Origin of the sequence: Microbulbifer sp. CNSA002, from assembly GCF_047324085.1 — a bacterium.
Lineage (GTDB): Bacteria > Pseudomonadota > Gammaproteobacteria > Pseudomonadales > Cellvibrionaceae > Microbulbifer.
Genome location: NZ_CP172449.1, coordinates 2,597,625 through 2,620,024, shown reverse-complemented (window position 1 = coordinate 2,620,024; position 22,400 = coordinate 2,597,625). Strand labels below are relative to the sequence as shown.

Annotated in this window: 21 protein-coding genes and 1 pseudogene; 13 read left to right on the top strand and 9 right to left on the bottom strand. The window is 47.6% G+C overall.

Annotated elements, in window-relative coordinates:
- Position 1: 1 nt before the first annotated feature.
- Positions 2–2,434: an ATP-dependent DNA helicase gene (locus tag ACG1BZ_RS11750; protein ID WP_413665806.1), complete on the top strand. Its 2,433-nt coding sequence runs from the start codon at positions 2–4 to the stop codon at positions 2,432–2,434.
- A 7-nt stretch (positions 2,435–2,441) separates the two neighbouring features.
- Here the strand turns inward: ACG1BZ_RS11750 and ACG1BZ_RS11745 are convergent, their stop codons facing one another.
- From ACG1BZ_RS11745 to ACG1BZ_RS11730, 4 genes are all read right to left on the bottom strand, one after another.
- On the bottom strand, positions 2,442–2,813 hold the full coding sequence (locus ACG1BZ_RS11745) for a VanZ family protein (protein WP_413665805.1): 372 nt from the start codon (positions 2,811–2,813) through the stop codon (positions 2,442–2,444).
- A gap of 20 nt (positions 2,814–2,833) precedes the next feature.
- The gene (locus ACG1BZ_RS11740; protein ID WP_413665804.1) at positions 2,834–3,442 is read right to left on the bottom strand and encodes a hypothetical protein; all 609 of its coding nucleotides are present in this window, start codon (positions 3,440–3,442) and stop codon (positions 2,834–2,836) included.
- Positions 3,439–3,846, bottom strand: coding sequence for a hypothetical protein (locus ACG1BZ_RS11735; protein WP_413665803.1), 408 nt, complete (start codon positions 3,844–3,846; stop codon positions 3,439–3,441). Before ACG1BZ_RS11735 ends, ACG1BZ_RS11740 begins: the two co-directional genes overlap by 4 nt.
- A gap of 157 nt (positions 3,847–4,003) precedes the next feature.
- On the bottom strand, positions 4,004–4,696 hold the full coding sequence (locus tag ACG1BZ_RS11730; protein ID WP_413665802.1) for an FMN-dependent NADH-azoreductase: 693 nt from the start codon (positions 4,694–4,696) through the stop codon (positions 4,004–4,006).
- Positions 4,697–4,818: 122 nt separating this feature from the next.
- Here ACG1BZ_RS11730 and ACG1BZ_RS11725 point away from each other — a divergent pair, with 122 nt between their 5' ends.
- The 3 genes and pseudogenes from ACG1BZ_RS11725 (at position 4,819) to ACG1BZ_RS11715 (ending at position 8,790) form a co-directional block, all read left to right on the top strand.
- Complete coding sequence (locus tag ACG1BZ_RS11725; protein WP_282932813.1) at positions 4,819–5,709, top strand: LysR substrate-binding domain-containing protein; 891 nt, start codon at positions 4,819–4,821, stop codon at positions 5,707–5,709.
- A gap of 188 nt (positions 5,710–5,897) precedes the next feature.
- A pseudogene (locus ACG1BZ_RS11720) lies at positions 5,898–8,171 on the top strand (ribonucleoside triphosphate reductase).
- The gene (locus tag ACG1BZ_RS11715) at positions 8,164–8,790 is read left to right on the top strand and encodes an anaerobic ribonucleoside-triphosphate reductase activating protein (RefSeq protein ID WP_413665801.1); all 627 of its coding nucleotides are present in this window, start codon (positions 8,164–8,166) and stop codon (positions 8,788–8,790) included. The pseudogene ACG1BZ_RS11720 and the gene ACG1BZ_RS11715 overlap by 8 nt, the downstream one beginning before the upstream one ends.
- Positions 8,791–8,800: 10 nt before the next feature.
- Here ACG1BZ_RS11715 and ACG1BZ_RS11710 read toward each other — a convergent pair whose 3' ends face one another.
- Together ACG1BZ_RS11710 and ACG1BZ_RS11705 are read right to left on the bottom strand one after the other, a co-directional pair.
- Positions 8,801–9,436, bottom strand: coding sequence for an SDR family oxidoreductase (locus ACG1BZ_RS11710; RefSeq protein ID WP_413665800.1), 636 nt, complete (start codon positions 9,434–9,436; stop codon positions 8,801–8,803).
- A gap of 28 nt (positions 9,437–9,464) precedes the next feature.
- On the bottom strand, positions 9,465–10,835 hold the full coding sequence (locus ACG1BZ_RS11705) for an NAD-dependent succinate-semialdehyde dehydrogenase (RefSeq protein ID WP_413665799.1): 1,371 nt from the start codon (positions 10,833–10,835) through the stop codon (positions 9,465–9,467).
- A gap of 528 nt (positions 10,836–11,363) precedes the next feature.
- Here ACG1BZ_RS11705 and ACG1BZ_RS11700 point away from each other — a divergent pair.
- From ACG1BZ_RS11700 to ACG1BZ_RS11690, 3 genes are all read left to right on the top strand, one after another.
- Complete coding sequence (locus tag ACG1BZ_RS11700; RefSeq protein ID WP_413665798.1) at positions 11,364–12,677, top strand: acetyl-CoA hydrolase/transferase family protein; 1,314 nt, start codon at positions 11,364–11,366, stop codon at positions 12,675–12,677.
- Between the two features lie 8 nt (positions 12,678–12,685).
- Positions 12,686–13,534, top strand: a complete 849-nt coding sequence (locus ACG1BZ_RS11695; RefSeq protein ID WP_413665797.1) for an HpcH/HpaI aldolase/citrate lyase family protein — start codon at positions 12,686–12,688, stop codon at positions 13,532–13,534.
- 82 nt (positions 13,535–13,616) lie between these two features.
- Positions 13,617–14,138, top strand: a complete 522-nt coding sequence (locus tag ACG1BZ_RS11690) for a MaoC/PaaZ C-terminal domain-containing protein (RefSeq protein WP_413665796.1) — start codon at positions 13,617–13,619, stop codon at positions 14,136–14,138.
- A gap of 139 nt (positions 14,139–14,277) precedes the next feature.
- On the opposite strand, the gene ACG1BZ_RS11685 is transcribed toward ACG1BZ_RS11690, so the two are convergent.
- From ACG1BZ_RS11685 to ACG1BZ_RS11675, 3 genes are read right to left on the bottom strand one after another with little or no spacing between them, the layout of a single operon-like run.
- Entirely contained in the window at positions 14,278–14,577 is a 300-nt protein-coding gene (locus tag ACG1BZ_RS11685; protein ID WP_413665795.1) for a putative quinol monooxygenase, read from the bottom strand.
- 32 nt (positions 14,578–14,609) lie between these two features.
- Positions 14,610–15,062 (bottom strand): DMT family transporter, encoded by a 453-nt coding sequence (locus tag ACG1BZ_RS11680; protein WP_413665794.1) that lies wholly within the window; start codon positions 15,060–15,062, stop codon positions 14,610–14,612.
- A gap of 60 nt (positions 15,063–15,122) precedes the next feature.
- The gene (locus ACG1BZ_RS11675) at positions 15,123–15,797 is read right to left on the bottom strand and encodes a type 1 glutamine amidotransferase domain-containing protein (RefSeq protein ID WP_413665793.1); all 675 of its coding nucleotides are present in this window, start codon (positions 15,795–15,797) and stop codon (positions 15,123–15,125) included.
- A 122-nt stretch (positions 15,798–15,919) separates the two neighbouring features.
- Here ACG1BZ_RS11675 and ACG1BZ_RS11670 point away from each other — a divergent pair, with 122 nt between their 5' ends.
- From ACG1BZ_RS11670 to ACG1BZ_RS11645, 6 genes are all read left to right on the top strand, one after another.
- Positions 15,920–16,801 (top strand): LysR family transcriptional regulator, encoded by an 882-nt coding sequence (locus ACG1BZ_RS11670; RefSeq protein WP_108733243.1) that lies wholly within the window; start codon positions 15,920–15,922, stop codon positions 16,799–16,801.
- Positions 16,802–16,906: 105 nt separating this feature from the next.
- A complete protein-coding gene (locus ACG1BZ_RS11665; protein ID WP_413665792.1) occupies positions 16,907–17,710 on the top strand; it encodes a CLCA_X family protein in 804 nt (267 codons plus the stop codon).
- Positions 17,694–18,116 (top strand): hypothetical protein, encoded by a 423-nt coding sequence (locus tag ACG1BZ_RS11660; protein ID WP_413665791.1) that lies wholly within the window; start codon positions 17,694–17,696, stop codon positions 18,114–18,116. The genes ACG1BZ_RS11665 and ACG1BZ_RS11660 overlap by 17 nt, the downstream gene beginning before the upstream one ends.
- 90 nt (positions 18,117–18,206) lie before the next feature.
- Complete coding sequence (locus ACG1BZ_RS11655) at positions 18,207–18,905, top strand: response regulator transcription factor (protein ID WP_413665790.1); 699 nt, start codon at positions 18,207–18,209, stop codon at positions 18,903–18,905.
- A complete protein-coding gene (locus ACG1BZ_RS11650) occupies positions 18,902–20,260 on the top strand; it encodes a histidine kinase sensor domain-containing protein (protein WP_413665789.1) in 1,359 nt (452 codons plus the stop codon). The genes ACG1BZ_RS11655 and ACG1BZ_RS11650 overlap by 4 nt, the downstream gene beginning before the upstream one ends.
- Before the next feature lie 118 nt (positions 20,261–20,378).
- The gene (locus ACG1BZ_RS11645; RefSeq protein WP_413665788.1) at positions 20,379–22,370 is read left to right on the top strand and encodes a TonB-dependent receptor; all 1,992 of its coding nucleotides are present in this window, start codon (positions 20,379–20,381) and stop codon (positions 22,368–22,370) included.
- Positions 22,371–22,400: the final 30 nt, after the last annotated feature.

The following is a 22,400-nucleotide window of genomic DNA, read 5'->3' as shown; positions in this document are numbered from 1 at the left end:
TTTGGATAGCTTAGAGTCGGCTGAGATTTTGAATCTTTCTGTGGGAGAGCTAGTCGCTTTTTCCTGCCGCAGCGGAGATTTGATTCGGGAGCCAACTTCAGGGCCCTCTGCCCAGGAAGGGATTCGAGCCCATCAGAAGCTACAAAAGCAGCGGCCCAAAGGCGCTGAGGCAGAATACAAGCTCAAGACCCAAATAGATTGGATGGAACAGCAGGTTACTTTGAGCGGCCGGGTTGACATTTTTCACCCGAAAAGTGATTTGCATAAACCGGCTCAGCTGGATGAAATTAAGACCACTTATTTACCCCCATCGAAGTTGTCCGATGCCGCCAAGCAACTGCATTGGGCCCAGCTAAAAATTTACGGCTATTGCTACTTGGTAAATGAAGACGCTACAGGTGATACAGATACAGTTGCCCTGCAAGTTGTCTGGTATAACCTCAAGGAGCGCAAGGCCTATCCAGAGTGCATAGAGTACCGCTTTAGTGAGTTAGAGGCCTTCACTCTTGAGGCTCTCACAAAATATTTGTGTTGGCACAGGGCTTGGCAGGAACATCGGCAGCAGCTTATTGAAACGGCGAAACAGCTCGCTTTTCCTTTCCCACAATACCGCCCCGGCCAGCGCCAACTGGCAGTGGAAGCCTACCGGTGTTTCCGGGACGGTGGTGAGCTGGTGGCTGAAGCACCCACGGGAACCGGCAAGACAATCAGCACCCTATTCCCAGCCATAAAGGCAATTGGCGAGGAAAAGCTGGATCAGTTGGTTTACCTGACAGCAAAGAATTCCGGTCGGCAAATGGTGCGGGAAACCATTGAGGCACTTCAGGCGAGTGGTTTGCAGTTATCTTTACTTGAAATTCAAGCAAGGGAAAAAACCTGTGCCTGTAACCTGGGGCTTTGTACCCGTGATGATGACGGCATCTGTCCGAGAACAAAAGGGTTTTATGATCGACTTCCAGTTGCAATGGATGCCCTGCTCGGCCGGCCCCAGTTAACTCCCAAAGAAATTGCTGATGTGGCGGATCAGCAGCAAATCTGCCCCTTTGAACTCTCCCTTCAAATATTGCCTTGGGTAGACTTGGTGGTATGCGATTTCAACTATGTATTTGACCCTTTGGTACGCCTGACCAGCTTTCAGGACCAGCGCAATCGCCGCGCATTGTTAGTCGATGAAGCTCATAATTTGATCGACCGCGCCCAGGAAATGTACAGTGCAAAGTTATCCCGCCGTGATAGTCGCCGCGTAGCTAATGCTTGCAAAGGGCACTCTCCGACATTGCGGAGAAGTATCCAGTCTCTGGTTCGGGCAATTGAAAATTGGATCAAGCGATTGCGAGAAGTTGGTGTAGCTCAAAGCCGCAGTACTTTTGAAGGGGGTGAAGTTTGGGTCACTGCAGCAACAGGTGAAGCAGAGCATCCAGAATCGGTTTCCCGAGCAGTGCAAAAAGTGCTCTCCACAGTCAGCCAACTTATAGAAAGCTCTCAGTCGCCCCCGGAAGAAATAGCGGAGTGGTTAAGGTCTGTCTATCGTTATGCAGTTATTGAGCAGGAGCTTTGCGGTCAGCATAAAGTCGTCACACGGGTGATTGACCGGGATGCTCCCTGGCAGGAGCAGGAAATCAAGCTACTTTGTTTAAATGCTGCACAGTTTTTACAGCGATCCTACCAGCAAAACCAAGCCGCTATACTCTTCTCTGCGACTTTGCGCCCAGCCAGCTATATATATAGTCAACTGGGTGTAGAGCATGAGTCGCCCTACCTAAGACTGCCCTCGCCTTTTCAGCCGCAACAACAGGGCGTTTTCCTGTGTCCATATATAGATACGCGCTACCAAGCCCGCGACCGCTCAATAGAGAACCTCGTCGACATAATTTCCCGTACCTTTTACAGCCGAGCAGGAAATTACCTGGTATTTTTTCCCTCTTATCGTTACCTGGAGCAAGTTGCTGAGAGTTTTAAGGCGAGATTCCCGGAAGTGTGCTTGTTACAACAGCTGCCGGGACAGGGAGAGACAGAGCGCGCTGAGTTTTTGTCTGGATTCAACGAAGGTAACAAGAGCCTTGGGTTTGCCATTATGGGGGGCATCTTTGGTGAAGGCATTGATTATGTTGGGGAGAAGCTGGTTGGCACTATTATTGTCGGTACTGGGCTCCCGCAAGTTAATGTTGAGCGGGAGCTACAGCGCGATGCTGCGGAAACCACTGGCATCCATGGATTTGATATCGCCTACCGCTATCCAGGGATGACTCGCGTACTGCAAACCGCCGGTCGGGTTATACGTTCCGAATCTGATAAAGGTGTGATCATTCTGGTAGATAGCCGCTTTTCAGAACCTTTCTATTGGCAGCTTTTTCCCGAGCACTGGCAACCGGTGATTTGTCGCAACACTGATCAATTAACGGGCAACTTGGAGCAGTTCTGGAGTTTAAGCTAAATCAGGTTTAGGAATTTCTCTCCCTCAACCCGAACTTTCCCAACACCCAAGCGATAAGCGTGCCGCTCAATATCCCCGCCGTATTGGCCGCGAAATCCAACCACTCACCTGTACGATTCACGTAAGGTTGGAGCAACTCTATGCCACCGCTCCACAGTACAAAAAATAATCCTATTAGCCACCAGTAACTAGGCCTGCGTAGGGCGACGGGGAACATCAGTGCACTATAGGCAATTAAGTGATTGGTTTTGTCGGTGCCGGGTATATTGGGTACTTCGGGAAGCGGAAACAGGGATAGGCTAGTAATAATGCACAAAAATACCACTGTTAGCAGAATCCAGTAGTTGTAGACGAGCCTTAAGGGAAGTTGAATTATCATTTAAACCACGCAAGAATACGTCAAAAGGCCTGTAAACTTCTTTTAATATTACTTCGAGCTTGAGCATCAAAGTGACTGTGAAAGTAATCGGTGTGATAAAGCCTTTTCTGAGACAAAAATTCCCTTAATAGTTCCCTGCGTTTCTTTTTGTAAATCATAATCGGTACCAGCCGATACTCTTTACGGACTTGTTTTTCATAAGCTTCGAAAACGCTTGTGCTGGCACCCAGGATCGTTAGGTCAATGTCGATAATTAGCTTTTCATCAATACTAACTGGCGTGTAATTGTGGCAGGTTGCCATAATCAATTGGTACACCCTATCCGCCCCTGTGGGACAATACCCGGAATCGATCAGGAACTTTTTTGCCCATAGAGCACTGTTTTCTTCATTCTTAGAGGAAAAAGGCTTGTAAATCGCATCGTGAAACCAGATAGCCAGCTCGACCTCATGGGGGTGCTCGGCAAGCTCTGCAACTTTATCAAAGTGCTTCAGCATCGCATCAATGTGATGCCCTGTATGATAATGCCTGTGATTCTCTGCATACGAAGAAACTAATTTTTCGAAGCACTGAAGTGATTCAGGAAGAATGAGTGCCCCCATTAGGTTGAGCCATCTATTTTGGTTCATTGGCTAATCCTCGGAGCGTCATCTTTCCGAAAACCCGTAGCTTGTAAAATGTTTTTCCCTGCCAACACCAAATAAAGCCATGCCTTTCTCCATCGATTCCCCAATAATACGATATGAATATGCCAGCCTTTTTCCCGTCGAGCACTATAACCACTGTAAAGGAGAGTATAGGCTTCTGGGTCACCGACTATTGATTCGGCAATGCTTCTTGCATGCTCAATGCCAAGTGAAACCATCTCACTAACCTCCTCCTTACTTGGTTCTCCCTGGGATTTTGGAAAAACCAAGAGGTGGTAATTCGGTATTAAGTCTCTACGAACCCTGATCAACCGGCAATTATTCCCAGAGGCTAAGGTAATATTCGCTTTGTCTTCTGATGAATTGCCAAATACCTGCTGCTTCATAAATCCTCAGATACTTATTTACTTTTGTACCAGAGTGCAAATTGAGAACTGGCAAAGACGCTATTTGCGCCCATTCCGCATAGTAAGTATCGGGAGACCACTCTGACAAGCCGCTGGCCACTTCATTGGGGGTCAAGCTAGCTTTGGTAGGCAAACTTTAAAGGCAGTTAGCCAACTTTGCGGTTAACTCCTGAGTTTTGAGGAAAGCTCGTTTAATCGAATCCCGGTGCCTTTCATCAGCAAATTCTTGGTACTCCGCATTGATTTCATGGAACTCCTCAACCCCCAAATAGTGGCTTAAGGTTCGGATATGTGGCCCCAGATGATTCATTTGTTCACGGATTCCTCCTTGTCCAAAGCCAAACTCCCCGGCAGAGGTGATTAGCACCAGCTTTTTGCCAGACATAATAGGCTCTAAGGGGAAGTCACCACGGTCTAAATCAAAGGTGAACGTCTTGTTGATACGAACAACTTGATCGAACCAGGCCTTGAGTGCGGCAGGCATGCCGTAGTTATACATCGAAGTGGATATGACAATGATATCCGCCTGGGATAGCTCATCAATCAAGGTGTCAGAAAGCGCGACCAAGGACTGCTGCTCCTTGGTGCGGTCCGCTTCAGGCGTAAAAACAGAGGCAATCCAATCTTGATTAATAAAGCCTGGTGGGTTTAAACCGACATCTCTATGGATAACTTTATCTTTAGGCCTCTTTTCTAGCCAGCTGCTTACAAAACTCGCGGCAACTGCTTTGGAGATTGAGGTATGCCTGGGGATATTCGCACTGTCTTGTGGTGCTGCTAAGCCGCTCCACTTCTGGGCACTAGCGTCAATATGTAATAGTGTTTTCATAGTCTGGAACCTTTACTAAACCGCCTGAAGGTTCATCTATGGTGATGCCGGGGAGTATCCTTGACAAACGAGTTATTTCTTCTTATAGATGAGGAAAACTCATCTATAAGAGATTCTGATCGGTGTACCCAAATCTACCCTCCCTCAACGCCCTCAAAGTATTCGATGCCGCCGCCAGACTGGGCAGTTTCAAGAGAGCTGCGGAAGAACTCTTTATAACGCCGACAGCCGTATCACATCAGATAAAGGGTTTGGAGGAATCCCTGGGTACAACATTATTCGAGCGCAAAACCCGTGCCGTGCAGTTGACCAGTGAAGGGCAGATGCTCGCTCAAACTACCTCTCAAATTTTTCAGCAGCTCACTGAAACGGTGAGTGAAATAACGTGTTCAAAGAAAACACTGACCGTTAGTACGACTTCAAGCTTTGCTGCTATGTGGCTTGTGCCCCATCTGGAGAATTTTTATCAAAAATTTCCAGATATCATTGTTTCAGTAGTGACCGGTGAAGAAGTGAGTGATATCGAGCGAGATAGACGTATCGACATCGCTATTCGGTACGGGAAATATGATGAAAGTACAAAAAATGCTCTCCACTTGGTCACCGAAACAATCGGTGTCTACGCTGCACCAAGCTACCTGACTCAGATTAGGGATATTTCTGAAGCTCAACTTCTGGAAACAAAATGGGTCAACTCATCACTTCCACCGCTGAACTGGCAAACTCTCCTCAAAAGAAAACTTGATGGCATTCGCGTGCGGCAGTTTGACCAGGAGCATCATGTAATCCAGGCCGCCTTGGCTGGCCAGGGTATTGCGCTAGTAAGTTCGCTTCTTGTTCAAAATCCTTTGCGCAATCAATGGCTGGTTCCTTTTAGAGGAGGCTCCAAGCTTTCAGGGATTGAGGGATTTACCTATTCCGCATTAATACCTAGCCGCCATTCAAGAAATGGAAATGTGTTGGCTTTCGTAACCTGGCTGAAGGAAGCACTTCGCGATTCTCCCTATAGTTAGGTACATCCGACTGGCACTGAACTCGTCTTCGGACTTGCCGAGAGTAGGTATGTACCTAATCTAAGTCCATACCAAGAACACAACATATTGTGTCTATCTATTAACCAGTGCGCCATATATAGTGATCTGGATCAATTGGTGTTCCTGTCTCTTCGATATGCTCTCCCCACAAATTGTGAGGAAGTCCGATGACCAGTACCGCTATACCCGACAGCGAAGCCGCACCAGCTTCAGAACAGATTTCGCAGGTAAGTTCAGATCAACTGTTGGTGCGTAAGCGAGATGGCAGGACACTGGCTTTTGATGCTCGCAGAATCACTTTGGCTCTTCTCAGTGCTGGCCAGGCAACGGAATCTTTTGATCAACAGGAAGCGGAACAACTTACCGAATCTGTCCTTAAAGTGATCAAGCACCGCTTTGATAGTGGCGAGCCCATTGATATTGAAGAGATTCAGAATATTGCTGAACAGGTATTGATCAATAACGATTACATTGATACTGCCCGCGCCTATATCGCTTATCGGGGGCGGCATGCGCAAATGCGCACTGATCGCCAAACACTGGTGGATGTCGGTGCTTCTATTGAAGAGTATTTAGAGCAAGCGGATTGGCGGGTTGCAGCCAATGCGAACCAGGGATATTCCCTCGGGGGATTGATCCTGAACAGCGCAGGTAAAATGATTGCCAACTATTGGTTAAATCATGTTTATTCCCCTGAGATCGGCGCAGCACATCGGGATGGCGATTTACACATCCACGACCTGGATATGTTGGCTGGATATTGTGCAGGTTGGTCGCTGCGCACTCTATTACATGAAGGATTGAATGGTGTTCCGGGAAAAGTCGAATCGGCACCGCCGGCCCACTTGACCAGCGCGGTCGGACAGATTGTTAACTTTCTTGGAACACTGCAAAACGAATGGGCGGGCGCGCAGGCATTTAGCTCTTTCGATACCTATCTTGCGCCTTTTGTGCGCAAGGACCAGCTGGACTACGCGACCGTACGTCAGTGCATTCAGGAGCTGATCTTCAACCTGAATGTGCCATCCCGCTGGGGCACCCAGACCCCTTTTACTAATCTCACTTTCGACTGGGTTTGCCCCCAGGATTTGCGCGAGCAGGTGCCTGTGATTGCCGGTCAGGAAATGCCCTTCACCTATGGCGACCTGCAAGAGGAAATGGATCTAATCAACCGCGCCTATATCGAAGTCATGAGCGAGGGGGATGCGCGCGGTAGGGTATTCACCTTCCCTATTCCCACTTACAACATCAGTGAGGATTTCCCTTGGGAGAGCGAAAATGCTGAGCGGCTGTTTGCCATGACCGCTCGCTACGGGCTGCCCTATTTCCAAAACTTTATAAATTCAGACCTGAGCCCAAACATGGTTCGCTCCATGTGCTGCCGCTTACAGCTTGATCTACGCGAACTGTTAAAGCGCGGCAACGGCCTCTTTGGCTCCGCCGAACAGACAGGTTCGCTCGGTGTAGTAACTATCAACTGTGCCCGCCTTGGATATCTCTATAAAGGAAACTGGCAGCTTCTGCTCACCCAACTGGACAAACTGCTGATACTTGCCCGTGATTCCCTTGAAGTGAAACGGAAAGTCATCCAACGGCATATGGATGCAGGTCTATTTCCCTACACTCGCCGCTACCTGGGGACTCTGCGCAACCACTTCTCCACGATCGGGGTGAACGGCATCAATGAGATGCTGAGAAACTTTAGTGGGGATAACGAAAGTGTGGTTACGGAAGATGGGAAAGAGCTAGCCGAGCAATTACTCGACCATATCCGTATGCGCATGACTGAATTCCAGGAACAAACCGGACATCTCTACAACCTGGAGGCAACTCCGGCAGAGGGCACTACTTATCGGTTTGCCCGCGAAGATCGCAAACGTTACCCAGGTATTATGCAGGCAGGTAGTAGTGAAGCGCCCTACTACACCAATTCATCCCAGCTGCCGGTGGGCTTTACCGATGATCCCTTCGAGGCCCTGGCTCGACAGGAATCCCTCCAATCCCGTTACACCGGTGGCACTGTGCTTCATCTTTATTTGGGCGAGCAGTTGCCTGATGCCGATAGTTGCCGCCGCTTGCTACGGCGTGCTCTGCAAAACTACCGCCTGCCCTATATCACTGTGACGCCGAGCTTTTCTATTTGCCCGGTCCATGGATATCTGAGTGGCGAACACGAATTCTGCCCACGCTGCGACGAAGCTCTCCTGGCCCGTGAGCATTCCTGTTGTAGCGACTAAACCATACTTTCAAGGAGAAAGACCATGAGCCAACAAGATACTTTTTTGAGAGAAGAAGATCGCACCCGCTGCGAGGTATGGAGCCGGGTAATGGGGTACCACCGCCCAGTTTCATTTTGGAATCCGGGAAAACAATCAGAGCACCGGGAGCGCCAATTCTTTGTGGCGGACAACAGCAGGAATGCACTAAAAACTTATGAGTAATAAGTTACGTGTCGGTGGATTCACGTCGTTTACGGCAATCGACTTCCCCGGCGAGTTGGCAGCGGTGGTTTTTTGCCAGGGATGTCCCTGGCGCTGCCGCTACTGCCATAACGGCGATCTACTGCCTGCGCGAGCACCCAGTGCCTATGACTGGGATCAGATCCGCACATTTTTAGACAGTCGCCGGGGCTTGCTGGATGCCGTTGTATTTTCCGGTGGGGAACCCGCCGCCCAGAGTGCCCTGGAACCGGCGATTGCCCAAGTCAGGGATCTGGGATTCAAGGTCGGGCTTCATACTGCGGGAATCTACCCCCGCAGGCTGGAACGCCTGATCCAAAGTCTTGATTGGGTGGGGTTGGATATCAAAGCAATGCCGGAAAACTACCCTTCCATTACGGGTGTCGATGGCAGTGGCGTGGCCCCCTGGCAGTGTGCGGAGCTTCTCGCTCAATCCAGTGTACCTTTGCAAGTGCGCCTTACCAGGCATCCGAGTCTTACAACTGATGCTGAACTGAACCAAATACGGGAGAAACTTAGCGGTATTGGTATTGAAAAGTTGGAGGTCCAGCGCTGCAATAGTGAGCAAGCTATAGATCAGACGTTGAGGTTCTTAACTTGAATGATAAAACCTAGTTTAGCTGTGCTAATGCGTCAGGAATCGGGGTTTCGCCCCCAATGAATTCAAAAACCGCACCGACCGTTTTAGGCTCATCTAGCGCAGTGGTAATTACCTCTGCAACATCGGCTCGGCTGATTTCTATGTCTGGTCCAGCAAATAAATCGCTTATGCTGATTAACCCCGTTCCCAAGGTGTCAGTTAGGGCACCAGGTCTCAATATCGTGTAATCAAGGCCACTTTCTTTTACATATTCATCCGCTATATGTTTGGCTTTTAGATAGGGTTGGAGCTTTTCAGGCCCCTGCTCTGGTCGCCCGGCAAAAATGGAACTCAATAGAATAAAGCGCGAGATACCCGCGCTTTTCGTTGCATCACAAAGATGGATAGCACCATCCCGATCGACAGACTCCAATGCTTTCCCCTTGGAGCCCGCAACAAATATGACTGCATCTTGCCCCTTTACCGCATTGTTCAGGGACTCCTTCTTTGTCAGATCTCCAAGAATGGGGCGCGCACCTGTACTAAGCAAATTATCTTGTTGGGACTCTTTGCGGACCATAGCGGTTACCTCGTGCCCTTTGTCGACAAGTTTACCCACAAGGATTTGACCGATTGCACCGTTAGCACCCGCCACAAGTACTTTCATTGCTGTGCCCACGTCTATATTGCGCTACTTAGAAGTACCGTATCAGTTTTTGATTGACAAACTCTTTAATACCTAGCTCTCCCAGCTCCCGGCCATAGCCGGATTTCTTCACTCCTCCCATAGGCATACTGGCGTAGCTTGAAGCGGCATGGTTCACGAAGGCAGTACCACATTCCAACTGTTCCGCGACACGGCGCCCCCTTTCATGATCCTGGGTATAGACAGAACCACCCAGGCCAAAGGGGCTGTCATTAGCCAGCTTAACTGCTGCCTCCTCATCGGGAACCACCCAAACACAAGCGATGGGGCCGAATAACTCCTCTACTGCTGCCGGGGAACCAGCAGGTATTTCAGTTAATATACCCGGCTCAATAAATGCGCCATTGCGCTTACCTCCCACTAGCAATTGAGCGCCAGCCTTAACGGACTTGCTGACTTGATCCTCCAGTTGCTCAGCAGCCTTTTCAGTACATAGCGGACCGTAATCTGTGCTTTCTACAAGAGGGTCACCGGGTTTCAGCGCTTGGAACAGCTTGGTAGCGCGGTCTAGGAATTCTTCAGCAATGGGCTCCGTTAGAATGATTCTCTTCGCAGCCAAACATATCTGCCCGCAATTGCCCAGCTTTCCCTCCGCAAATCGCTGTATCGTTAAATCCATATCCGCATCTTCGAGCACGATAAATGGATCAACGCCACCCAGCTCCATAACAGTTTTCTTTACATTGCGGCCAGCTTGCTCTGCGACCATTGCCCCGGCGGAATTGCTACCAGTAAAGGAGATTCCTTTGACCCTATCGTCATCAATAATGGGGGCAGCCCCACCGGAAGTGATCGGTAGATTGGTATAGACCCCTTCCGGTACCCCTGCGTCAAACAACAGCTGTGCGAAGGCTTCGGCACACTGGGGAACATTAGAGGCATGTTTAGTAAGTACAACATTGCCGGCGATCAAGTTGGCGGCGGTAAAGCGAGCCGGTTGGTAGAAGGGAAAGTTCCATGGTTGGATGCCGTAGACCACTCCTAAGGGCTGGAAGACTAAAGTGCCCTCCCCTTCGCGGGTGGAAAGCTGCTGTGGAGCTAGGATTTTCTCGCCCTCTTCGGCGTAGTAGTCAAAAATTTCAGCACAAAGTGCCAATTCACCTTGACCATCACTGAGCTTCTTACCCATCTCTAACGCCATCAGGCGGGCAAGTTCTTCGGAACGCTCCTCAAATAGGTTGCTTGCACGTTTTAGTATCTCTGCTCGATCACTAAAACTTCGGTTTCTCCAGCTTACAAAGGCTTTGTCTGCGCGACCGATCGCCTTGTCGAGATCCTCTTGTGACATTTCGTGATAAGTCTTCAGAGTTTTACCGTTCAAGGGGTTGACGGAAATCAGTGGACGTTTTGACTTTGTCATGAATAGACTTCCAACGGTTGCTTTAGGAACCGCTAAAGAACTATTTGGAATAGTAACAGTGCGGCATCTGCGAGTGTTTGCAAAAGTGTAGTTGCTGAGGTTTGGCATACCACTGCTTGATGGATCAGCTAAAGTCACATCATTCTTTCTTATAGACAGCTGATAGGCAGTAATCTTTGGTGAATAGCACTTAAAGCTAATGGAACACCATTGAGAGATTTAGGTATTTTACGAATACCACCGTGGCATAAAGATCAACTGCGGAGCTTTTAGAACATACCGACTGCATAAAATCGAATCAGCTCAAACAAGCTGCATGATATTCATCGTTAAGTCACTAGCCCTTCTGAAACAAGCTTTAATTCACAAACTATAATCGCAGGGCTTAGTAGCTCTTACTTCCTTATCAGTGCTTGATTGCAGGTCTATGAACGTTTTCTGCTTATTAACGCCTTTGTAACGGGACCGTAAGAGCGACAGCAGCCGCTTCAAGGATCACAGTGTGGCCAAATAATCGGTTAATCTGCTATGGATAACAACGCCCTGTATAAAAAGAAACAGCTACTACCTGAAGAAGCAGTTAATTTAATCCCAGACGATAGCGTTATTTCTATCGGCATGCGCACCGCTAGCCCACCAGCCCTACTTTCAGCACTAGAGAAGCATATTCGAAATGGATTTATTACACATTTAAAAGTCTATTATATGCGTTGTGGGAAGGTCGCGACGGAAACTATTTTTCAAGAAGATCTAATGGACCGGGTAAGGCCTTACTCTTCAATGCTAACTAAAGACGAAGTTAAATTAGCAAATGCTGGATTTTCAAAAGGGGAAAAATATATTAACTATGTCCCTATATCTTTTAGTCGATACCCTCAAATAATCAGAGAGCAAGTTGAAATAGATGCTTTTCTGGTAACCGTTGCGCCGATGGATAAGCATGGTTATTTCAATTTTGGTACTAATGGTGATTATGCTATTGAGTTGTCGCGCCACGCAAATCGATTAATTGTGGAAGTAAATGAAAATATGCCACGTACAGCGGGGGCTACCTTGTTGCACATTAGTGAAGTGGATGCCATTGTTGAAAATAATATGGAGTTAGCGGAGGAATCTCCAAAAGAGATTACCGATTTAGATAGAAAAATTGGTGACTACATTGTTCCGTTAATACCTGATGGCGCAACTATCCAAATGGGTATTGGTGCTATTCCGAATGCAGTGTGTGAACAACTAACTAAAAAGAAAGATTTGGGCATTCATACTGAGGTAATAACACCAGGTATGATTAAGCTTATTAAGTCTGGAGCAGTAACTAATGCCCGAAAGACAGTTAACCCTCATGTGAGCGTATTCACTTTTGCAGCTGGAGACAAAGAACTATTTGACTTTATAGATGGCAATCCATCTATGTTCTGCCTGCCCGTGTCATATGTGAATGAACCCCAAATAATAGCCCAGATCGATAATATGATTTCAGTTAACTCATTTATTGAGATTGATTTCAGTGGACAGGTCAATGCGGAATTCATTGGACATCAATTCTCGGGTGTTGGGGGGCAACTGGATTTCGTGAGGGGAGTTTACTACTCAAAAAATGGGAAGACTATTCTGGCCAGTAGCTCAACGGCACAGCGTGGTAAAACCTCCAGGATAGTTCCACGTTTGAAATCTATAACCACAGACTCTCGGTTAGACATCGATTACGTGGTAACCGAGTACGGATCTTGCAGACTGATGGGGAAATCAACTACAGAGCGGACCCTTGCCTTGATTGAAATCGCACACCCTAAATTCCGTAAGAGCTTATTGGAGCAGGCCAAAGAGCAGAACTTTATTTGAGCGATAAAATGATCAATTTAAAGCTTTTCCCCGCATTGTTATTCACCCCAGGAAACCAACCGGAACGCTTTGCTAAGGCGTCTGAAGTTGGGGCAAATGGAATAATTGTTGATCTTGAAGATAGCGTACCAGTGGAGGACAAAGATAGAGCCAGGGATATCGCGATCGATTTTTATTCAAGGCCAAGGTCGAATGGTGTTATAAGTGCAATTCGGATAAATAGTTTGTCAACGATCAATGGAATAAAAGATTTGGCCGAAATTATTGATAAAAAGCCATTTATAGATGTGGTGCTTTATCCGAAAACAGAATCTCAACATGATATCAACCTTCTCAATGAACTCTTGAGCGAAGCCTATAAGGATATTTCGATTATAGCTTTAATTGAAACCGCTCAAGGAACATCCAATTTATATGATATCGTTAACTGCAGTTCTGAAAAGTTGCAAGGTTTGATGTTTGGGGCCGCTGATTATGCAGCCGATCTGAATTGTGAATGCACCCCACAAGCACTCATATGGGCGCGTATGAAAATGGTCGAAGCTGCCGCGCTCAAACAGATAGCTTGCTATGACTCCCCCTATTTTAACTTTAAGGATGAAGGTGGACTAGTTAATGAACTCAATGAGGCTCAATCGCTTGGCTTTAGTGGCAAGGCAGCTATTCACCCTAAACAGGTAAAAACTATCAAGTTATCTTTTAGGCCCACACTAGACCAGTATAAAGAAGCAAAGGAAATCGTTCGTATCTACAATGAATCCTCAGGTAAAGCCTGCCAATATGAAGGCCGAATGATAGATATCCCGATCTACTCTAAGGCTCAGCAAATAATCTCAAAATTTAATAGTCTTAGCTAAAGGCTACTCCAGCGCAAATCTGCCAGTGCTCCGGGTATATCCAAGCGAACTTACAATCACTCAATCAAGGAGGCAATCTTAAATGGAATTTAACCCCTATAAACAGATTGACAACAATCGATATCGCGAAGATTTTGGCTTCTACTTCGAGGACTTTGTAGAAGGTATCATTATCGAGCACCGCCCAGGTAGGACATTGACGCGAACAGACAATACCTGGATGACCCTGTTAACTATGAATACGGCGCAACTCCATTTTGATGCCCATTACGCAGAGAGCACTGAATGGAACCTTCCATTAGTAGATAGTACTCTGATATTGGCTATTGTCACGGGTATGACTGTAAATACTATTAGCAAGAAAGTTGTTGCCAATCTTGAGTGGGACAAAGTTAAACTGCTCAAACCTGTTTTTGAAGGTGACACGGTTTATGCAGAAAGTGAGGTCATTTCTAAGCGTGAGTCCAAGTCTAGACCAACACAGGGTATTGTTAGCGTAGAAACCCGTGGTATTAATCAGCGAGGAGATACTTTTATGAGCTTTCAGCGAACAGTACTGGTTTATAAGAAAGGCCACGCTCCTAATTATGAGATCAAAAAATAACCTAACAGAAGGGCTATCTCATTGGTATATATGCACTTCTTTAAGATGATGTCCGATTAGACTCACTTCAATGAAAATGAAGGTATTGATGTTGTAAAAGTAAGATTACAAAAAGTTGCAATATAAAATAACGGTTGTGCTAGATAGTTTTTACCTCCGTATATTTTTCGATTCTTGCCTCCGCAGCAAGAAGTGGATTCAACTTTGCAATGATGGTTTTTAAGTGGTCTGTATTCCAATGCTGCATTTCAGCTTCAGAAGACTCCCAAACTTCTAGCGTAGTGAAAACATTGCCTTCATCCTGTGAGGGTAAAATTTTATAGGATAAACAACCAGACTCTTGTTCTGACTTACATGCCAGCTCGATTAACAACGCTGATGCCTGAGAAGTATATTGTGGGCGGATTGTGACTTTTGCCATAACGATTAAATTAGCCATATGCTCTCTTTACATAACCATTTTTTCTGAAATTAAGAAGTGCGTTTCACTACCAACAGTACACCAACAACCATCATGGCGAGACCAATAAGGCGCTTGGTATCCAAGCTGGTTTGCTGCGCACCCAGTAGCCCAAAATGGTCGATAACGCTGATGGCGAGCAGTTGCCCCAGAAGAACGAAAGATACTGCATTACCCACGCCATACCTTGGCGACACCCAAGTCACACTCAATATATAGAAAGCCACCAGAATCCCACCCAAGTAAAAGTACCAGGCAATATCTTTGCTAAAAACAGCACTGGGTAGCCCCTCCGTTTTCAAGAGATAGGCTGCGGAGATTACAAGTCCAACGAGAAATAGCAGTGTAGTTGCCAGGGCTGAACTACCAAGCTTAATACCGAGACCACTATTCAGCGTGGCCATTACCGGTATACCAATGCCTGCAATAAGCATTAGAGACGGGTAGATAACTGCATTTTGCACTACGGGACACCTCTACTTAGAATCACGAGCCGACCCCAAAGGGGCCGGCCAGGCCATGTACTAGCTGGCAAGCTGTTTGGCGATAGCAACACCAACACCGTGTGCACTTGCTGGGTTCTGGCCGCTAATCACTCGCCCATCTTCAATCACAAACTCCTGCCAAGGTTGTACTTTGTTGTAGCGGGCAGCGCCCCTCGCCAAAGATTCTTCCAGCAAAAATGGGATGTCATTAATGGTGCCGAAGTCAATCTCCTCCTCACGAGTGAAGCCGGTGACAGACTTGCTAGCCAAAAGCTTTTCGCCATTGCTCAGGGTGATAGGCAGGAAACCAGCGGGACCGTGGCACACTGCGGCCAATGTGCCACCCTCTTCGTAGATCTCAGCACTTAGCTTTGCGAAGTCTTCGTTAGTTGCCAAGTCAGAAAGCAGACCAAATCCGCCGGGGTAGAATACTGCATCATAGTCTGCAGTATTCAGCTGGCTCATAGGGATAGTGTTATTGATACGATTTTGGAAATCTGAATCATTGAGCACTTTCTGGTTGATGTCGTCACCTTCGATATCAGTGCCATAGAGTGGTGCTTTACCCCCTTTTATGGAGGCAATGTCATAGTCGAGCCCACTCTCCATAAATACGTGAATCGCGTGAGTCAACTCAGGTGAGTAGGTGCCATTTGCCTGGTCAGTTTCACCAAGGGTGGCGTGGTTGGTCACTGGAATAAGTACTTTCTTCATGTTTCTTTCCTCTGTTGGTCAGCATTCAGTGGGAAGGGATTGTAGATTGTCCCTCTCGTGCTGATAATGCGTAAAATCTGTTAAATACCTTTGCAGAATGGCAACAATCGAGATTGAGAAACATGGAAAATTTTGACGGTATAGTCGAGTTTGTAGCGGTGGCAGAAAGCCAAGGTTTCTCAGCGGCTGCCAAGCAACTTGGCTGCAGTACTAGCCATGTGAGTAGGCAGGTCTCCCGCCTGGAGGAGCGCTTGGGCTCATCCCTTTTGGCCCGCTCAACACGTCAGGTAAGTCTGACCCAGGCCGGGACTGCCTATTACCAGCGGTGTAAAGAATTAGTGATTGGCCTGCAACAGGCGAATGAGCAGGTTAGCCAGCAACAGTTTCAGCTCAATGGAACACTAAGAGTTAGCGGTGCTGGTATCTTTGCTGAGCAATATGTTGCCCCTGCCCTGATGGAGTTTGGCTTGAAACACCCGGGATTGAAAATCGACATGGACTTCAATAGCAGGATGGTCAATTTCGTCGAGGATGGGATTGATTTTGCCATACGCTATGGTCGCCTTGAGGATTCCGGCTTAGTTGCTCGTAAACTGGCCGACCGCCAAATGATGGCCGTCGCAAGCCCGAGTTACCTGAAAGAGAATGGTATTCCCAATCACCCCGATCAACTAAAAACGCAGAGTTGCTTGGTGGCTAACAATGATGAATGGGTTTTTGACCTGAATGGAGAGCCTGTAAGCGTAAAGGTTAGTGGGCGCTGGAGAACAAATAATGCCCATGCGATCGTGAAAGCTTGTGAGCAAGGCCTGGGTATAGCTTATATGCCCAAAAGCAGTTTCAGTGGTTCAATTCAACAGGGCTTACTGGAGCCTATCTTGGAATCTTTTTGTGGGCGCGGAGCCAGTAGCTGGATCGTGTATCAGAACCGTCGCTTTTTACCCATGCGAGCGCGAATGGCGATTGACTATTTGGTTGATTACTTTTCTGACTGGGTTGAATAGAAAGCGATTGGATTCGTTGAAAGGAATAGAAGCACTTCCCATTTCTTGCAAGCCTTCAATCCGGAGGATTAATATCCACCCTCCTCTAATCGACTGGCATTGATTATGGTCCTGACCAGGGCATTTTATCGCAGTGGTCACACTGCAACCCAGCAACGACAACCCGTTTCGTTTGTGGATGTCAGGAAGCGATTCGGCTTTCGCTCAATTGCTGTTGGCCGATGGGTCACTCGCGAAGAGCGCGATCGGGCCGCAGGGCTTTTTTATGATGCACTTGTTGATCTAATGGCCATTCTTCAAGGACCGGAAGCGTTGGTATCCCTCCGAGGTACATTGTCTTTTCAATATGGAATCGGCGGGCGCCCGGGGATGGCTGCCTTTTATGACCCTACTGCCCGGAGCTTTTCTCTCGCCAAGAACGCGGGGCCTGGCTCTATTGCCCATGAATGGTTTCATGCATTTGATCATTACTTGGCCCAAAAAGCGTTCAGTGATGCGTCCAGTACCATGTATGCTTCAGAGGCCTGGTTGCGGAATGCAACTCCAGTACCCCACCCGCTCAATGACTTACTTTTTGCGTGCTTTAAAACTGTGATGCTGGATGAGAGTGGTAATAACCCCAGTGACTTGGTGACTGCTTCCATCAGTGCCGATAAAACAAATGGTTCACTCTACTACAGTGAGCCTGTAGAGCTGAGTGCTCGGGCTTTCGAAGCATTTATTCAGGATGCCAGCATCAACAATAATTTTTTGGTTGCTGGCTCAAAGGCTAGTCAAGAGGCAAAGTTGGGACTGTATCCACAGGGGCAGCAACGCAAAAGAATTAATCAGGCTTTCACAGCCTATTTTTCCTATTTAGGACGAAGCCTTAGGGCTTCCACAGGTAGAGACAATGACGTCAACTCTTAGAAATACCTTTCTTCTGGGCACGGCCCTTCTCGCTGGTGTAGTCGCTTGGGTATGGGCTGAGCTTTCAAAAAGCTATGAATTGATTGCAATAGCCAGCGATCCCGTGCTGTCAGCCGAGCGTGGATTCATTGATGCGGAAGATGATTTCATTCATAAACGGGCTAAGTTCGTGGATGTTTATTCTCCAGGGGTTGGCCAAGTAACGCCCGGGATACTAGAAGAAGACTTGCAAGGTAAGTATGCTGAGTTCAGACCTCAGGAAATATTTTTCCTATGTGGAACCGGCTTCCATAAAGAAGATTACGCTCTGGATAGCGAGCAGCACGAACACAATAAATTTTACGCTCAAGCATACAATGCCAAGTTATTGGAACTCATCAGCAGTTCAGCTCAGCGCTATGACTGAACGAATACACATCTCTTCAACTAACTATATTAGGCATTGCTCATTGTGGTAATTTGCTCCACAACCAGTTTGCATACAGCCAATGTCTTCATGAGCCAAAAACCTTCCACACAATCCAACATCCTGATCGTTGAAGACGATCGCGGTCTCAACGACCAACTTTGCGAAATGATCCAAAGCGCAGGATACCAAGTCAACGCCTGCTTTGATGGCAATACCGCATTGCTGGAGGCTGCCAAGCAACAACCTCAATTAATCTTGCTCGATTTGATGCTGCCGGAAATGGACGGTATTTCTCTACTCAAAATTTTACGCAAAACCAGTCAGGTTCCAGTCATCATCCTAACTGCCAAGGGCGCTGAAGAGGAGAGGATCGCAGGCTTTCGCCATGGAGCAGATGATTATGTGGCGAAGCCATTTAACAAGACCGAACTGTTACTGAGAGTTGAGGCGCTATTGCGCCGCAGTCAACCAGTGATGATGGAAGCCGTCCACCATACAGAAATCGACAACCTGCAACTCGATTTGAATGCTCAGCAAGCATTCACCGGCGGTCTGGCAATTGATTTTACCGCTACCCAGTTTAAATTGTTGTGGGAGTTAGCGGTTCACCGGGGAGAGGTATTGAGCAAAGCCTATCTCTCACAGCAAGTTCTCAACCGTACTCTGGGTGCCTATGACCGCAGTTTGGACATGCACTTGAGTCGAATCAGGCGCAAGCTGACCGGAGCAGGATGGCGTGGAGACCGGCTACAAACAGTACATGGCAGAGGGTACTGTTTGAAATGAACCGCAAACTTTTATGGAAGCTATGCCTTTTAATTACTGCGGGCATTGTATCTCTCTTTTACCTGATCAATTCCCTGACTATTCGCACCGAGGAGCAGATGAGTATGCTGGAGGCATCTCATCGAGAGGAATTGAAACAGTGGGGAAAGGAGGCGGAAGCGCGGTTTCTCTCCGGCAACGAGGGGGAATTGGAACAGTGGTTAAAAGAAATACAGGAGAAGGAAAACACCTGGGCCACAGTTACCCAATATGAGCTAACCCATGTAGCTGGTGAGACGGGTAATGAACATCGTTACATCGGCTACAACCTCGGCCGGGATGTGGATTGGAAAGTCCACCTGTATTTTGAAGAAAACCCGGTGATGGAAATTCCTTTTGCAGCCGAGCAAACCAGTCTTTTAGTACTTCTTCCAGATAGGATGCGCCCCGGCAGCTACTGGAAAACAACGCGACTCTTGCTGCAAATACTCCTACCAATGGGAATCCTAGCTTTAGTTTCTGTGATGCTCTATCGCCATATTATGCACCCGCTGCGTAAACTTGAGCAGGCAACACGGGAGTTTAGTCGGGGTAATTTTAACGTACGAGTGCATCGTCAATTGGGCAACCGCGACGATGAAATTTCTGAGTTAGCCAAAACTTTTGATCAAATGGCTACTCGTATAGGAGAGCAGATCGTCAACCAGCGCCAGCTAATCGCTGACCTATCTCATGAACTCAGAACCCCCCTCACCCGACTGGATATTGCCATAGAGGGAGCTGGCGCCACTCACGCTGAAGATAAAAATATCCAGAGAATTCAGCGGGAGTCTGCTCATATCAGGCGTTTGGTAGATGATACCCTCACCCTTGCCTGGCTTGATAATGAACAGCCTTCAATAGGTATCGAGGACTTGGATCTGGTTGATCTTATCGATGTGATTGTCGAGGATGCCCGTTTCGAATTTCCCGATCGCACTATCTGCACTCATTTGCCAGACTCGGCTGAAATAAGGCAGTCTAATCACAAGGCGGTAGGACAAGCCTTGGAAAATATCTTGCGCAACGCCATGCGCTATACCCCGAAGGGACGAGCCGTTCATGTCCTTCTGGAGGGAAATACGAAAAATAGATTTGTTATTGATATTGAAGACTCTGGCCCCGGAGTACCTGAAGCACTACTGGACAGTATCTTTAAGCCTTTCTTCCGAGCTGATCAGTCTCGCACATCAAAATCGAAAAATTTTGGGCTGGGCCTGGCGTTGGCGCGACGCCAGCTACATAGCGTGGGCGGAACCGTAGAAGCCTCCAACCGCTCTGTAGGAGGATTGTGTATGAGAGTCACTCTCCCCACTCAATCTTTGGAGCCTGCATAAGGTAACCCTCCAACACACTGATGCAACTAAATGTAACAAATGCAACACTGCTGTACTTCGCAGTCGCCAATAGGAATAATTCGCATTTGCAAATAAGTAACTCTGTGAAGGACAGCCAATGGCCCGCAATATTTCCCACAATAAGTACGCGTTACTCCCCTTGATGGTATCCAGTGCCCTGGCCTCTGGCATCAGCCAGGCACAGGAAGTGCAGAATCAAGAGGGTACTGCTGAAAACCCAATGGAAACCGTAGTGGTTGTCGGTGTGGCGACTGATACCGAGATCACACCTGAAGAGCTTGATATGCAGCAGGCAAATGATCTCAGCGATATATTCCGCCAGATACCCTCCGTATCTGTTGGTGGGTCACTGGGTATTGCGCAAAAAGTCTATGTCCGAGGTATGGAAGACACACTTCTTAATGTGACTGTTGATGGTGCTCCTCAAACCAGTACCCTCTTCCACCATATTGGCCGGGTATCCATAGAGCCGGAGTTGCTGCAGAAAGTTGAAGTGCAAGCTGGAGCAGGAGAAGCTACCAGCGGTGCCGGCGCCATTGGCGGTGCCATTCGTTTTGAGACCAAAGATGCCGATGATCTACTTGATGAAGATGAACAATTTGGCGCCATAGTAAAAGGCTCTTATTTTAGTAATGATGGCGAGAAAGCCAGTGCTTCAGTTTATGGGAAGATCACTGACAACTGGGGTCTACTGGGATCATTTGTGACCGTCGATCGTGACGATATGGAAGATGGCGACGGTGACACTATCAATGGCTCAGCTTCCGATCAGGATTTCGCCTTTATAAAATTGAGTGGCGATTTATCTGAAAATCAAAAGCTGGATATCAGCTTTGAACAGCGGGAAGAATCCGGAGAGTTCAGCGCTCGCCCCAATTGGCCTGCCCTTCAGAATGAGCCTCTATTCCCGCTAGAAGCTGAACGCCAGACCTTTGTTGTCAACCACCAATATTCTCCCAGCGCACTGATTAACCTGGAGACAACGGTTTACCACACCAAGTCAGAAGTGTGGCGCGAGCTATATGACTACAGCGCTTCTGTGGAATCCCTTGGCTTTGACTTGCGCAATACCAGTAGTATCGGCCAGCATACTCTCACCTACGGCATCGAAGCCCGTGAGGATGAAGTGGAAGGTCTGGAAGGCGGCCTCTACTCCTGGCTCGAAGAGGGTCAGGTTCGCAGCGCATACGTTCAAGACCATTTGCAGGCAACAGACGCACTGTTACTAAGTTTTGGACTGCGCTACGACGAATACGAGTTGGAGCAGGTAACTCATAATGATGAAACCGATAGCCAGGGCTTCAGCCCCAATATTGGTATGAGTTATTCGCTTACCGATGCACTCACTTTCACCGCAGGCCATGCAACAGCAATGCGCGGCAAAGAGGTAGGAGATGGGTTTACACTTTGGGCGGCAGAGCTCGCTCCTGACCTTGATGCTGAGACCGTCGACAATACCGAGCTTGGGTTAGAGTACAGTCAGGATGGGCTTGAAATAAAAGCCGCTATCTACCGCAGCACAATCGATGATGTTATTTTCGATCAGGTCGGCGGCGAAATTTACTACGAAAATGTTGGTGAGCTGGAAACTGAAGGGTTTGAACTCAGCACCTCTTATACCTGGGATCAGTTATTCATTAGCGCTGCTTTCAGTCACGCTGATTCGGAGCTCAACGGAAATACCGTAGAGGGCTATGAACACAACGGTTTAGCCAATGCCCGTGGCAACACCTGGAACTTGATCGCCAACTACGCCATTACACCTAAGTTAGAATTGGGTTGGAACTTCACTCTGGTACAAGATCTGGATGATATTGAGGTTTTACAGCGTGCAGTCGAAATTGGCTGGATCGATTCCACCCAAACGGTTGACAAACCTGGCTATCAGGTTCACGACCTCTACTTGCATTGGGAGCCCTTGGCAGATGATAGCTTGAATGTGAATTTTGCGATTCAAAACTTGTTTAATGAGCACTACCGGGATCACTCTAGCGTAGCGGATTATAGTGAAATTTCCGGTTGGGATGGAGTAGCAGGAATTTATGAAGCAGGTCGGGATATCCGTCTGTCAGTAGACTACCGCTTCTAATTTCCTTTATTTGTTTTATTAACTATCAGG

Coding starts and splice junctions, on each gene's coding strand:
- ACG1BZ_RS11735 (WP_413665803.1), bottom strand. CDS start 3,846: ATGAAGCAGCAGGTATTTGGCAATTCATCAGAAGACAAAGCGAATATT.
- ACG1BZ_RS11675 (WP_413665793.1), bottom strand. CDS start 15,797: ATGAAGAAAGTACTTATTCCAGTGACCAACCACGCCACCCTTGGTGAA.
- ACG1BZ_RS11685 (WP_413665795.1), bottom strand. CDS start 14,577: ATGGCTAATTTAATCGTTATGGCAAAAGTCACAATCCGCCCACAATAT.
- ACG1BZ_RS11715 (WP_413665801.1), top strand. CDS start 8,164: ATGAGTAATAAGTTACGTGTCGGTGGATTCACGTCGTTTACGGCAATC.
- ACG1BZ_RS11660 (WP_413665791.1), top strand. CDS start 17,694: ATGACGTCAACTCTTAGAAATACCTTTCTTCTGGGCACGGCCCTTCTC.
- ACG1BZ_RS11745 (WP_413665805.1), bottom strand. CDS start 2,813: ATGATAATTCAACTTCCCTTAAGGCTCGTCTACAACTACTGGATTCTG.
- ACG1BZ_RS11700 (WP_413665798.1), top strand. CDS start 11,364: ATGGATAACAACGCCCTGTATAAAAAGAAACAGCTACTACCTGAAGAA.
- ACG1BZ_RS11710 (WP_413665800.1), bottom strand. CDS start 9,436: ATGAAAGTACTTGTGGCGGGTGCTAACGGTGCAATCGGTCAAATCCTT.
- ACG1BZ_RS11645 (WP_413665788.1), top strand. CDS start 20,379: ATGGCCCGCAATATTTCCCACAATAAGTACGCGTTACTCCCCTTGATG.
- ACG1BZ_RS11705 (WP_413665799.1), bottom strand. CDS start 10,835: ATGACAAAGTCAAAACGTCCACTGATTTCCGTCAACCCCTTGAACGGT.
- ACG1BZ_RS11670 (WP_108733243.1), top strand. CDS start 15,920: ATGGAAAATTTTGACGGTATAGTCGAGTTTGTAGCGGTGGCAGAAAGC.
- ACG1BZ_RS11695 (WP_413665797.1), top strand. CDS start 12,686: ATGATCAATTTAAAGCTTTTCCCCGCATTGTTATTCACCCCAGGAAAC.
- ACG1BZ_RS11655 (WP_413665790.1), top strand. CDS start 18,207: ATGAGCCAAAAACCTTCCACACAATCCAACATCCTGATCGTTGAAGAC.
- ACG1BZ_RS11730 (WP_413665802.1), bottom strand. CDS start 4,696: ATGAAAACACTATTACATATTGACGCTAGTGCCCAGAAGTGGAGCGGC.
- ACG1BZ_RS11690 (WP_413665796.1), top strand. CDS start 13,617: ATGGAATTTAACCCCTATAAACAGATTGACAACAATCGATATCGCGAA.
- ACG1BZ_RS11665 (WP_413665792.1), top strand. CDS start 16,907: ATGGTCCTGACCAGGGCATTTTATCGCAGTGGTCACACTGCAACCCAG.
- ACG1BZ_RS11740 (WP_413665804.1), bottom strand. CDS start 3,442: ATGAACCAAAATAGATGGCTCAACCTAATGGGGGCACTCATTCTTCCT.
- ACG1BZ_RS11650 (WP_413665789.1), top strand. CDS start 18,902: ATGAACCGCAAACTTTTATGGAAGCTATGCCTTTTAATTACTGCGGGC.